The following is a 13,239-nucleotide window of genomic DNA, read 5'->3' on the forward strand; positions in this document are numbered from 1 at the left end:
ACAGACATCGAGGACTTAGAAGCGGTACGTCGCGCCGACCTGGAAGAAGCGGCCGATGTTGGTGTAAAGCGACTGGTCGTAGCCGGTGATATCCGGCGTGGCCTGCCACTCGACGTCGAACGGCGGTTTGCGATCGAAAATGTTGTTGATGCCGCCGTAGATGGTCCAGTGCTTGAAGCCGCGATACGTGGCCACGAGGTTGAACTGGCTGTACGACGCCACCGACAACGTGCCGCCGTCGCCGAATTCGGCCGCCACCGCATTCGTGTAAGGGCCCGTGTACTGCCACGTGAGCGTGGTCGTGAGCTTGCGATAGTCCCAGCTCAGGCTCGTGTTGCCCTTCCAGCGCGGGTTGCTCGCGCCGAACGGTTGCAGCAGCGCAAGGTTGTTACCCGCGAAGTCCTGCGTCGGTGCGCCGGGGCTGTTCAGCTTGAAGTGCCACACATAGGCCCAGTCGCCGGCGAGCGTGAACGTGCCGTACTTCGTGCCGACCGACTTGCGGAAGTTCATGTCGAAGCCGTCGGTGTCGAGCGAGCCGAGATTGACGAACTGTTCCTTGATGTAGGCGACCGTGCCGTCCGCATTGCGAATCACCGTCGACGGGTCGTTCGCGTTCATCACCGCATTCGGATCGTTGGTGCCGATCACGCCGTCGATGTGAATCTTGTAGAACGCCGCGCCGATATCGGTCGACGAATCCGGCGAGAGCTGGAAGCCGATGTTGTAGTTCTTCGTATGCTCTGGCTGCAGGTTCGGATTGCCATTGACCTGTTCAGTCGTAAAGCGCTTGGTCGACGCACCGCTCGGATCGTTCGGATCGACCAGGTTCTGGTGCGCAAGATAGGTTGCCTGCGAGTTTTCGACGAGCGTCGGCGCACGGAAACCGCGGCTATACGACGCAAATGCCGTGAGCGCCTGCACCGGCTGGAAGCGCAGCGCGAAGCTCGGCGAGAACGCGCCGCCGAAGTCGCTGTAGTGGTCGTAACGGCCCGCCTGCGTGAACGTCAGATTGCGGATGATCGGAATGTCGACCTGGTAGTAGACAGCGGCCACGTTGCGCTCGCCGTCGACCGTCTGCACGTTGGCCGGCGCGGTGATGCCCTGCACAGTGTACGTGCGCGAATTGATCAGCGAACTCTCGTGGCGGAATTCCGTACCGAAGCCGACGCCGACGGGGCCGCCCGGCAGATTGAACAGATTGCCGGTCGAGGTTTTCGCCGTCACGCTGTCGAGCTTCGAGATCGCCTGCTCGTAGTCATTCTGGAACACGCCGTTCAGCCCGTTGGGCGTGGCGGACGGATTCGCGAAGTCGTACACGCCGTTCTGCAGAATGTTCTCGACACCCGCCACGTTCAACATGTTTCTGTAGGTCGTGTCCACGGTGCTTTGCGAATGACCGTAGTCCGCAGACCAGTCCCAGTCGCCGAACTTCTGCGTGGTGAACGAGCCCTTCACGCCGGTCATCGCGCGCCAGAAGGTGGACACCGTGTCCGCTGAAATGGTGTTGGGGAACGTGTAGTTGATCTGCGCCGGTGCGCCGAACGGGTTGTACGGATTGGTCCCCGGAACGGTGCGCGACAGCGGCAGCGCGGAGCCGGTGGCTGGATTGTAGGCGTTGGTTATGCTTGACAGTGCCGCCGGGCCCTCGTTCTGCACGGTTTCGTTGCGGCTCACCCATAAGTCCGCGTAGGCCTGCACGTCGTCATTGATCTTGAAGGTGCCGCGCACCTTCGCATTCAAACGCGTTGTAGACGGAACCAGCGAGGTCGTGCTCGCGGGATTCGATTTACACTCCGCTCCGCCGTCCGCCGACACGCTGCCGGGCGGGCATGGGCTGAGCGCGGTCTTGGTGCCGTCAGGCGCCGTCCAGTACGACTGCTGGTTCGGCCCGAGCGGGCCTGCCAGACCACCAGGGAACTGGCTGAAGTCCTGGTTGGCCGTCATCGAACGATCGGCGAGCGAGGAACCGGTGTCGCGGTAATAGCTCGCCGCAGCCGTTACGTTGAAGCGGTCGGAATTCAGATCGCCGAAGCCGCCGAGCACGCCGAAGTTGCCCTGCGCGTCGCCCGGATGCTGCGCCTTGCCCAGTTGACCGTCGAACTGCAAGCCCTGGAAGTTCTTCTTCGTGATGATGTTGACCACGCCGGCAATCGCGTCCGAGCCGTACACCGACACGGCGCCCGTCTTCACGATGTCGATGTGATCCACCATATTGAGCGGGATCGAGTTCACGTCGAAGAACGTGTCGGTGAAGTTCACCGCCTTGCCGTAATTGGCGACGCGCTGGCCGTCGACCAGAACTAGCGTGTACTTCTCGCTCAAGCCGCGCAACGCGATCCCGCCACCGCCTTGCGCCGAGCTGTTCATGGTCGTTTGGCCCCAGCTGCTGCCCGAATTGGCAGAGGTGCCGCGCAGAAAATCAGCCACGGTCGTGTAACCGCTTTGCTCGATTTCCTTCGGCGTGATGGTTTGCACCTCGGTATTGCCGACCTTATCCGACGTGCGGATCAGCGAGCCGGTGACTTCCACGCGCTGCATCTTCGTTACGTTGCCCGAGTCCGTCGCTGTCGGAGTGGCTTCCGACGTCGTAGTGGCCGCGGTATTGCCGGTCGTCGCCGGCTGGCTTTGTGCAAACGCCGGTGCGGCCATAGCCGCCGACAAGGCGAGTTCTGCCCAAAGCATCCTTTTAATGGCCAACGCCAATGCCCTTTGTTTCATTTTCCCCTTCTCACTTGTCAGTCAGACCACACCTGTTGTGCAAAGAAAAGCCTTATGAACTTCTCTGCCCTTTTTACGACGACGGCGCACCACGCTTTACCGAATATGCCCAGCACTAGTGCAAATAAGTCCAAAACGATTAAATTGCGTTTAATCCAATCACTTTGCGAAAGGCGGTACGAATCCAATTCAATCGATTGAATTGGACTACTAATTTCCTAACAGAAATGAAAGCTTTTCTATTTGTGCAATGTTCATGTCGAGATGAACCTGTGCGCTTTCGCGGCGTGTCACTTTCGGCGCGACCCGGCACATTCACTGCGACACCAACAATCTGGATGCCTAACTTTTCATCAACCCACTAGCATTCTGCCGAGGGCACTTCCGGTGCGAGCTTGCTTCTGCCAGCTGATCTGTCAGTGAGTTGAAAGATTCACTGACTGGGGAACACTATTGCTCCAAAACCGCCTACTCGCGCAAGGCTGAGCTCAAGTAGCGGTCCATGTCATACGGTGGCAGAAACATAGCAAGTCAGAATCATGTAGTCAAAATTTGTTTGATATAAGCAAATATTGTTTCGCGCGGCGCTCACTGCTCGTCCGACTGCTATGTCGCAAAGCTCGGCCACTCCTCAGACGGTCGTGGCAAGCGATTACGAATTTCCAGCGCGAGCGGAATCGGCGGCCGAATTACGGACGCGTGACTTTCAATCAGGCTGGAAAAGCGTGAAGACGAGCCCGGTGCGCGTGTCTCGCCAACGCACCAAGCGTTATGAAACACTCAATGGACAGGGACAATAACAAATCAAAATCGGTCGTCAAACTTTTTTTGATGGCATTGTTTCAATCTGGCACTGCCGGCCTTTTCGACGGGACGTTCTAAAGTTTTTCGAATTTGCTCGTGTGCCAACCCGGCTTGCGATATACGACGATGTGACATTGCACTAAACAAAACGTTATCTCGAACTAAACATGCTCTAGTGGAATGGAAAGGGCCCGCATCGCCTGATCGGCAATGCGGGCCCTCTCTTTGTTGCTGCGCGACTCGAAGTTTCTGCTACCCGTTGGTGCCTTCGCCCGCTTCGACTTGCGCAGCGCGCGCGCCGCCATGTGCAGTACGGTCGAGCACAGGCTTCAACGCTGCGCCGGTGTGGCTCGCGCGAACCTGCACTATTCCTTCGGGGTCCGTAGCAGCGACGACTGTCCCGCCACCCACACCGCCTTCGGGTCCGAGGTCGATGATCCAGTCCGCCTCGGCAATCACATCGAGGTCATGCTCGATCACCACGACGCTATGGCCGCCGTCAGCGAGACGATGCAGCACGCGAATCAACTTGGCGACGTCAGCCATATGCAGCCCTACCGTCGGCTCGTCTAGCACATACAACGTATGCGGCGGTTTTTGACCGCGCCGCGTAATGTCGTCGCGCACCTTGCTCAACTCCGTGACGAGTTTGATGCGTTGCGCCTCGCCGCCAGACAAGGTAGGCGATGGCTGACCGAGCGTGAGGTAACCGAGCCCCACGTCTTTCATCAACTGCAAAGGATGGGCAATGTTCGAGATCGGCGCAAAGAACTCGACAGCCTCGTCGATTTCCATGGTGAGCACGTCGCCGATATTCTTGCCCCGCCACGTCACTGCGAGCGTTTCAGGGTTGAAGCGCTGCCCGTGGCAGACATCGCACGGCACCTTTACGTCCGGCAGGAAGCTCATGCCGATGGTGCGCACGCCTTGTCCTTCACAAGCCGGGCAGCGGCCCTCGCCTGTGTTGAACGAGAAGCGCGATGCCGTATAGCCGCGCGCGCGGGCTTCGAGCGTGCCGGCAAACAGCTTGCGAATTGCGTCCCACACGCCGATGTACGTTGCGGGACACGAGCGCGGCGTCTTGCCGATTGGCGTCTGATCGACTTCCAGCACGCGGTCGATGCTTTCCCAACCCGTAATCGAATCGCAGCCCTGCCACGCATGCGTGACGTTCAGCGGAGCACGCGGCGCGGTACGCGCGAGCACGCTCGAACGGCGGTTCGCGGCGGGCTTCTCTTCTGCCGCCGCTCGCGCCCGACGCGTAGCCGGCGACGACAACACCGAACGCCCAACTGCGTCGAGCAGATTCGCCATGAGCACGTCACGCGCAAGCGTGGACTTGCCCGAGCCGCTGACGCCCGTCACCGCGACGAGCCGTGACAGCGGAATGCCCACGGTAACGTTGCGCAGATTGTGCAGTTTGCCGCCGTGCACGGTCAGCCAGTTCTCGGGCACCGCCGCCGCGCGCTTGCCTGGCGCGACGACTTTGCGACGCGGCTGCAGCGGATGCACGATCGGCGTTGCGAGAAACTGCCCCGTCAGCGATTCAGGTTGCGCGGACAGATCCGCCACGCTGCCCTGCGCGATCAGCGTGCCGCCGCGCTTGCCGGCGCCCGGCCCGATGTCGATGATGTGATCGGCCCGCCGGATTGTGTCTTCGTCGTGCTCGACGACCACGAGCGTATTGCCCTTGTCGCCAAGCTTGCGCAGCGCGTTCAGCAGGATCTGATTGTCACGCGGATGCAGGCCGATGGTCGGCTCGTCCAGCACATAGCAGACGCCTTGCAGGTTACTGCCCAGTTGCGCGGCGAGGCGAATGCGCTGCGCCTCGCCGCCCGACAGGCTCGGCGCCGCCCGGTCGAGGCTCAGATAACCGAGCCCGACCTCTTCGAGAAACTGCAAACGGCTGCCGATCTCGCTGACCACGTCGCGCGCAATCTCAGCGTCGCGGCCTGTCATGTGCAAACCGTCGATCCACGCGCGGGTGTCCGACACCGTCCATTGCGCGACGTCGGTAATGGCTTGCGCGTCGAACGTGACAGCGCGCGCCGTGGGGTTCAAACGCGTGCCCACGCAATCCGGACACGGTTCGTCCACGAGACCCTCAGGTTCCTGCTCTTCCGACGGCAAACTCTGTTCGCGGCCGCGATTGTCGTCTACGACGATCGTGTCGTCGTACGCGGCGCGTTGCTCGCGCGTGAGCGCGAGCCCCGTGCCCACACAGGTGGTGCACCAGCCGTGCTTGCTGTTATACGAGAACATGCGCGGATCGAGCTCGGGATAGCTCGTGCCGCAAACCGGGCACGCCCGCTTGGTGGAGAGAACCTTGACCGCGCCAAGCTTCGCGGTGGGCTGCCCGCCGTTTATTGCGTCATGCAGACCGTCGAGCGGTGCGAGCAGATGCATCACACCCTTGCCGACTTCCAGCGTCTGATCGAGCGCGTGCCGCAGTTCTGCTTCGTTGTCCGCCGACACGATCAGGTCGGCGACCGGCAATTCAATAGTGTGCTCACGGAAGCGGTCGAGCTTCGGCCACGGGTCCACCGACACGAATTCGCCGTCCACCCGCAGATGCGTATTGCCCCGCGCTTTTGCCCACTTCGCTAGATCGGTGTACACGCCCTTGCGGTTGACCACGAGCGGAGCGAGGAAGCCGACGTGCTGTCCCTTATGGTCACGCAGCAATTGCGCGGCGATGGACTCGACGCTTTGCGACGTAACCGGCGTGCCGTCATGAATGCAATGCTGCAAACCGAGCTTCACATACAGCAGGCGCAGGAAATGCCACACCTCGGACGTGGTCGCCACTGTACTCTTGCGACCGCCGCGCGACAGACGCTGTTCGATCGCGACCGTCGGCGGGATGCCGTACACGGCGTCGACCTCAGGCCGGCCGGCGGGTTGCACGATGGAACGCGCATACGCATTGAGCGATTCGAGATAGCGGCGTTGCCCTTCGTGGAAAAGAATGTCGAACGCGAGCGTCGACTTGCCCGACCCCGACACACCGGTGATGACATTGAACTTGCCATGCGGGATGTCGACGTCCAGCGCTTTCAGGTTGTGCTCGCGCGCATTGACGATGCGTACCACGTCTTCGCCTTCGATTGCGCGGCGTGCGCGCGCCGCGCTCAGCGCCTTCTGCAACGGAATGCCTTGCGAAACCTCCTCAGCAGGCTCTGCAGCCGCGCTCATTGCGCGGTCGTAGTGCAACAGCGCTTCGCCGGTATGCGATTCGGGGCAGCCCTTGACGTCTTCCGGCGTGCCGGCGCACAGCACGCGGCCACCGCCGTCGCCGCCTTCTGGACCAAGGTCGATGATCCAGTCTGCCGCGCGAATCACGTCGAGATTGTGCTCGATCACGATCAGCGAATGGCCGCTTGCCAGCAGCTTGCCGAAAGCCTGCATCAGCTTGGCGATATCGTCGAAATGCAGACCGGTGGTCGGCTCGTCGAACATGAAAAGCCGTTTGGCGACTGCCTGCTTCGCGCCGCGCGCGGTGCGCGCCTGCGAGGATTCAGCGAGAAAGCCCGCGAGTTTGAGCCGCTGCGCCTCGCCGCCCGACAATGTGGGCACCGGCTGGCCGAGCTTCACGTATTCGAGGCCCACGTCGACGATGGGCTGCAGCACGCGCAATACTTCGGCGTCCTTCGAAAAATAGGCGGCAGCTTCGCTGACGGTCAGTTCGAGCACGTCTGCGATGCTCAACGCACGCGCGGGTTCGCCGCGCTCGATCTTCACTTCGAGCAGTTCGGCGCGATAACGGCGGCCGTCGCAGTCCGGACAGCGCAAATACACGTCGCTCAAAAACTGCATTTCGATGTGTTCGAAGCCTGAACCGCCGCACGTCGGGCAGCGCCCGTCGCCGGAATTGAAGCTGAACATGCCCGGGCCATAGCCGCGTTGTTGCGCAAGCGGCGCCTTCGCGAACAGCTTGCGGATCTCGTCGAACGCGCCGACGTAGCTCGCCGGATTGGAGCGCGCGGTCTTGCCGATCGGCGACTGGTCGACGAACACGACGTCGGTGACCTGGTCGGCGCCGGTCAGGCTGCGAAATGCGCCGGGCGACTCGGTGGCGAGACCGAAGTGCCGCGCCATCGCCGGGTAGAGCACGTCTTGCAGCAACGTGGATTTGCCGGAGCCCGACACGCCGGTTACGCAGACGAGCCGCTGCAACGGAATCTCCACCGTCACGTCGCGCAAATTGTGTTCGGTCGCGCCTTCGAGCACGATGCGCGGCGTGCTTGCGTCGACCGGGCGCTGCGACCAGTGCGCCGCGTCCGCCACGTGCCGGCGCCCGCCGAGATATTCGCCGGTGAGCGTGCCCGACGAGCGGATGGCCTCGGGCGCACCGTCGTAAATGATCGAGCCGCCCCGCTCGCCCGGCCCCGGCCCCATGTCGATCAGGCGATCCGCCGCCAGCATGACCGACGGATCGTGCTCGACCACCACTAGCGTATTGCCCGCGTCCCGCAGACGATGCATGGCTTCGACAATCCGGTTCAGATCTCGCGGATGCAGGCCGATGCTCGGCTCGTCGAGCACGAACAGCGTTTTCGTGAGCGACGTGCCGAGCGCCGTGGTGAGATTGATCCGCTGCACTTCGCCGCCCGACAGCGTGCGGCTTTGGCGGTCGAGCGTCAGGTAGCCGAGCCCGACGTCGCACAGGTATTTGAGGCGTGTGCGCACTTCGGCGAGCAGCAGCTTGAGCGCGTCGTCGAGCAAAGCGCTCGGCAAACTGATTTCGTCGAAGAAGCGGCGGATGCGCTCGATCGGCATCAGCATCAGGTCGTGCACGGTGAGGCCGGGCAACGCTTCGAGCTGAGCACGGTTCCACTCGACGCCGCGTGGCATGAAGCGCTGTGCTGGTGTCAGCACGTCGTCGGCGTTCTTCTTGCTGCCGAGGCGCCACAGCAGCGATTCCGTTTTCAGGCGCGCGCCGCCGCAGGTTTCGCATGGCGTGTAGCTGCGGTACTTCGACAGCAGCACGCGGATGTGCATCTTGTACGCTTTCGATTCGAGATATTCGAAGAAGCGTTTGACGCCGTACCAATGGCTTTGCCACTTGCCATTCCAGTCAGGCGAGCCGTTGATCACCCAGTCACGCTCGGCGTCCGTGAGTTCTCCCCACGGCGTGCCGCGGCGTATGTCGGCCTTGGCCGCGTAGCGCATCAGATCGTCCTGACACTCCTTCCACGCCGGCGTTTGCATGGGCTTGATCGCGCCGTCGCGCAGCGTCTTGCGCGCGTCTGGAATCACGAGACCCAGGTCGACGCCGATCACGCGGCCGAACCCGCGGCAGACCTCGCACGCGCCGTAGGCCGAGTTGAACGAAAACAGCGCCGGTTGCGGATCGGCGTAGCGCAGATCGCTCTCCGGGCTATGCAGCCCCGTGGAGAAGCGCCAGATTTGCGGCTCGGCTTGCTGTGCCTCAGGCGGCTGCTGGCCTTCGGAAGCCGGCGGCAGCACGTAGATATTCACGCGCCCGCCGCCGCGCTTGAGCGACGCCTCGATCGCCTCGACAACGCGCTGCTTGTCCGCCTGGCGCAGGCGGAAACGATCCGCGACGACGTCCAGCAGTTTGCGCCTGCCGGTAGGCGACTCGACCTCGCGCTGCGCCTGCACGCGCGTGTAGCCGCTCGCCGACAGCCACTGCTCCACTTCCTGTTCGGACGCCGACTCCGGCAACTCGACCGGAAACGTGACGACCAGCCGCGGATCGTCCTGTTCCGTGCGTTCGAGCAAATCCGCGTAGATCGTTTCGGGCGTGTCGTGACGCACCTGATGCGCCGTCTTGCGGTCGAACAGTTCGGCCGCGCGCGCGTAGAGCAGCTTCAGGTGGTCGTTGAGCTCCGTCATGGTGCCGACGGTGGAGCGCGAACTACGCACCGGATTGGTCTGGTCGATCGCGATGGCGGGCGGCACGCCGTCGACCCGGTCGACTTGCGGCCGGTCCATGCGATCAAGGAACTGCCGCGCGTACGCGCTAAACGTTTCGACGTAGCGCCGCTGCCCTTCCGCGTAAAGCGTGTCGAACACGAGGCTCGACTTGCCGGACCCGGACGGACCGGTAACGACCGTCATTTCGCCGGTTTTCACGTCGAGATCGACGTTTTTGAGGTTGTGCTGGCGCGCGCCGCGAATCTTGATGATGCCGTTGGATGACAATTTTTCGACCGTCTGAATGAGTGGGCCACCTCTCACGGACGCCTCGCGACCGCGCAAGTTCAGTGCAAACGGGCGCTAAGGCGCTGAAGCCGCGCCCCACTTGCAGTTGAACACTATACTGTATATTTATACAGTTTTCCACGACGCGCACCGGCCACGGTTGGCGCACGTCGTGTCATAACGCGCCGCCACACGGCCGGCGCCATGCCGCGCGCGGTGTCAGCCGTCAGCCGTCTCCGTCCTTGCGCGCTTCGTAGGCTGTCAGGAGCTTGTGAGCGACCATGTCGACGGCCGGTTTGACCAGGCCGTTCTTGTCAGTCCACACCTTGGGCGTGATTGCCCCGCTCAGCGCAACGCTGTCCGCGTCGCTCAACCCAAGCAGCGCGGTTTGCACGCCGTTATCGAACGCAATCACGTTGACGAAAATCGTGTCGCCGTCATTGGTGACCGCGCGCAGCTTGCAGGTCACGAAGCGCGTTCCGTTTTGCCCCGTGCGAAGCTGCGCCTCGCCATACAGGCGCCCGCCCACCAGTCCATCGATCATCTTGCTGCTCCCTTGATTGCAGGTTCCGCACCCGATGTGCGGCGCACATCATCCCACGAGACCTTACCCGGCGGCGCGCCCTCACGCCGTGCCCGCCGCCTCGAAGATATCGCGCAGCCACGTCGCAAATACGCGCACCCGCGACGACAGTTGCCGATTCTGCGGATACAGCACGGCCACCGGCATCGGCGGCGGCGGAAAATTCGCGAGAATGATCTTAAGACGCCCGCTTGCCAGTTCATCCGATACGCGATAGCGCGGCACCTGCACAATGCCGAGCCCCGCCACCGCCGAACCCGTATAGAGTTCGACGCCCGTCACGGACACTGCGCCGGGCAACAGCATCGGCGTAATGCGGCCTTCGATGTCGAATTCGAGCGGCACCGGCTTGCCCGTTGCGCTCGACACATAGTTGACCGCGCGGTGCGATTCGAGCACCGACGGATCGGCGGGCTCGCCATACTTCTCCAGATAAGTCGGGCTCGCCACGGTCACTTGCTGCAGTTGCGCGACACGCCGCCCGACCATCGACGAATCCTGCAGCGTGCCGGCCCGCAGCACGCAGTCGATACCCTCGCGCACCAGGTCGACCAGGCGGTCGTCTTCGCCGATTGTCAGTTCGATATCGGGGTAGCGTGCAAGGAACGCCGGCAGCGTCGGCACGACGAAGTGCCGAGCAAGCGTGCCTTGCAGATTCACACGTAACAGACCTTTCGGCGCCAGGTTCGAGAACGAGCCCTCCGCCTCTTCCATATCGGCGATCAACCGCACGCAGCGGCCGTAATACGCCTGCCCGTCGGGCGTCAGGCGAACCGTTCGCGTGGTGCGCTCCAGCAGCCGCGCGCCGAGCCGCTCCTCCATACGTTTGATGAGGTTCGTCACGGTGGCGCGCGGTATCTGCAAGTCGTCGGACGCACGCGTGAAGCTTTGCCGCTCGGCTACCCGCACGAACACACGCATTTCCTCGAAACGGTCCATATGGGAGGTATTGTTAAAGAAGATCGAATGATGATGGCGAGTCTAACTCGATTATCTCGATGCACAAAGCGTTCATCATTCACTCACCAACCCAATACCGAAAAGGAAACGCACCATGAACACGATCAGGAACGCACAAGTCGCTATCGTTACCGGCGCATCGCGCGGCATCGGCGCCGCCGTTGCGCGACGCCTCTCGACCGACGGTTTTGCGGTCGTCGTCAATTACGCGTCCAGTTCCAGCGAGGCCGACGCGCTCGTCGCCGAACTCAACGGCGCGGGTGGCCGGGCGGTGGCGGTGAAGGCCGATGTGTCGAAGGCTGCCGACGTGCGCCGCATGTTCGAAACCGCCGAGCAGCAGCTGGGCAAAGTGGACGTGCTGATCAACAACGCCGGCGTGATCAAGCCGACGCCGCTCGCCGACACGAGCGACGAACTGTACGACCGCACGTTCGACATCAACGTGCGGGGCACCTTCAATACGTTGCGTGAAGCGGCGGGCCGCATGAACGACGGTGGACGCATCATCAACTTTTCGAGCACGACCGTCGCGCTGAACATGCCTGGCTACGCGATCTACAGCGCGACCAAAGCCGCGGTGGAAACGTTCACGCACGTGTTCGCGAAGGAACTGCGCGGGCGCAACATCACGGTGAACGCGGTGGCGCCGGGCCCGGTCGCGACGGCGCTGTTCTTCGACGGCAAGACCGACGAGCAGATTCAACACTTTGCAAAGATGCCGCCGCTGGAGCGCCTCGGGCAACCGGAAGATATTGCGTCGGTGGTGGCGTTTCTCGCGAGCCCGGCAGCCGCGTGGGTCAACGGGCAAGTGCTGCGGGCAAACGGCGGATTGGCTTGAGGCGTGTCAGGCGCCGCTCCAGCGGTCTGAAGCGGCTCAAAACAGCGGCCTGAACGGATTTGCAGCGCGCGTGAGTCCGGGCACTCGTGACGAGCCGCCGGGCTCACGCGTTAGAACTCGCAGCGAACCGCCCGCCTAAACCGCTTTGGGATTGCGCTCGGCGAATCCTTCCTGATGCCAGTACGGATAAGCCGGCCGCACGGCGCTCGCCGCATCGAGCCTCGCGACCTGCTCCGGCGTCAGGTTCCAGCCGACCGCGCCCAGGTTCTGCCGCAACTGCTCTTCATTGCGGGCGCCGATCAGCACCGTCGACACCGTCGGACGCTGCAACAGCCAGTTCAGCGCGATCTGCGGCACGGTCTTGCCGGTTTCCACGGCGATCTCGTCGATTGCGTCGAGCACGCGGTACAAATACTCGTCCGGCACCGGCGGTCCCATGTCGGCGGTCTTGTGCAAACGGCTCGTATCGGGCAACGGCTGGCCGCGCTTGATCTTGCCGGTCAGACGTCCCCAGCCGAGCGGGCTCCACACCACGGCGCCCACGCCCTGATCGACGCCGAGTGGCATCAGTTCCCACTCGTAATCGCGCCCCACGAGCGAGTAGTAAGTCTGGTTCGCGACATAACGCGGATAGCCGTAGCGGTCCGCCGTGTCCAGCGACTTCATCAGATGCCAGCCGGAAAAGTTCGACACACCCGTGTAGCGGATCTTGCCTGCGCGCACCAGGTCGTCCAACGTGGACAGCACTTCCGTGACCGGCGTTCTGGCGTCGAAACCATGCAGTTGAAAAAGGTCGATGTAATCGGTTTGCAAGCGCTTGAGCGCAGCGTCCACTGCCTGAATCAGATGAAAGCGCGATGAGCCGACGTTGTTCCGACCGTCGTCGAAACGGAAGGTCGCCTTCGTCGAGATGATCGCCTTATCGCGCTTGCCCTTCAGCGCTTCGCCGAGCACCGACTCCGAAGCGCCGCGCGAATAGATGTCGGCGGTGTCGAACATGGTCACGCCCGCATCGAGGCAAATGTCGATCAGACGCCGTGCTTCATCGACGTCCGTCGAGCCCCACGCCTGAAAAAAATCGCCCTTGCCGCCGAACGTGCCCGTGCCGAAACTCAGCACCGGCACCTTGAAACCGGATGCACCCAGATGTCTGTATTCCATTGATGAA

General features: G+C 62.5%; 6 protein-coding genes. 1 reads left to right on the plus strand and 5 read right to left on the minus strand.

Translation table 11 applies throughout. The annotated features are described in order from the left end of the window. Nucleotides 1-15: 15 nt before the first annotated feature. The 4 genes from BCA01S_RS13740 to BCA01S_RS13755 form a co-directional block, all read right to left on the minus strand. Nucleotides 16-2,718, minus strand: a complete 2,703-nt coding sequence (locus tag BCA01S_RS13740; protein ID WP_027777381.1) for a TonB-dependent receptor plug domain-containing protein — start codon at nt 2,716-2,718, stop codon at nt 16-18. A gap of 1,056 nt (nt 2,719-3,774) precedes the next feature. Next, nucleotides 3,775-9,690 (minus strand): excinuclease ABC subunit UvrA, encoded by a 5,916-nt coding sequence (uvrA, locus tag BCA01S_RS13745; protein WP_042318602.1) that lies wholly within the window; start codon nt 9,688-9,690, stop codon nt 3,775-3,777. Between the two features lie 226 nt (nt 9,691-9,916). Beyond that, a complete protein-coding gene (locus BCA01S_RS13750) occupies nt 9,917-10,234 on the minus strand; it encodes a single-stranded DNA-binding protein (protein ID WP_027777383.1) in 318 nt (105 codons plus the stop codon). A gap of 81 nt (nt 10,235-10,315) precedes the next feature. Continuing rightward, nucleotides 10,316-11,212 (minus strand): LysR family transcriptional regulator, encoded by an 897-nt coding sequence (locus tag BCA01S_RS13755; protein ID WP_027777384.1) that lies wholly within the window; start codon nt 11,210-11,212, stop codon nt 10,316-10,318. Between the two features lie 115 nt (nt 11,213-11,327). Here BCA01S_RS13755 and BCA01S_RS13760 point away from each other — a divergent pair, with 115 nt between their 5' ends. Beyond that, nucleotides 11,328-12,071, plus strand: a complete 744-nt coding sequence (locus BCA01S_RS13760) for an SDR family oxidoreductase (protein ID WP_027777385.1) — start codon at nt 11,328-11,330, stop codon at nt 12,069-12,071. Nucleotides 12,072-12,206: 135 nt separating this feature from the next. Here BCA01S_RS13760 and BCA01S_RS13765 read toward each other — a convergent pair whose 3' ends face one another. Continuing rightward, entirely contained in the window at nt 12,207-13,232 is a 1,026-nt protein-coding gene (locus BCA01S_RS13765) for an aldo/keto reductase (RefSeq protein WP_027777386.1), read from the minus strand. Nucleotides 13,233-13,239 lie beyond the last annotated feature (7 nt).

Source organism: Paraburkholderia caledonica NBRC 102488 (genome assembly GCF_000685095.1).
GTDB classification, from domain to species: domain Bacteria; phylum Pseudomonadota; class Gammaproteobacteria; order Burkholderiales; family Burkholderiaceae; genus Paraburkholderia; species Paraburkholderia caledonica.

Coding starts and splice junctions, on each gene's coding strand:
- BCA01S_RS13740 (WP_027777381.1), bottom strand. CDS start 2,718: ATGAAACAAAGGGCATTGGCGTTGGCCATTAAAAGGATGCTTTGGGCA.
- BCA01S_RS13750 (WP_027777383.1), bottom strand. CDS start 10,234: ATGATCGATGGACTGGTGGGCGGGCGCCTGTATGGCGAGGCGCAGCTT.
- BCA01S_RS13755 (WP_027777384.1), bottom strand. CDS start 11,212: ATGGACCGTTTCGAGGAAATGCGTGTGTTCGTGCGGGTAGCCGAGCGG.
- BCA01S_RS13760 (WP_027777385.1), top strand. CDS start 11,328: ATGAACACGATCAGGAACGCACAAGTCGCTATCGTTACCGGCGCATCG.
- BCA01S_RS13765 (WP_027777386.1), bottom strand. CDS start 13,232: ATGGAATACAGACATCTGGGTGCATCCGGTTTCAAGGTGCCGGTGCTG.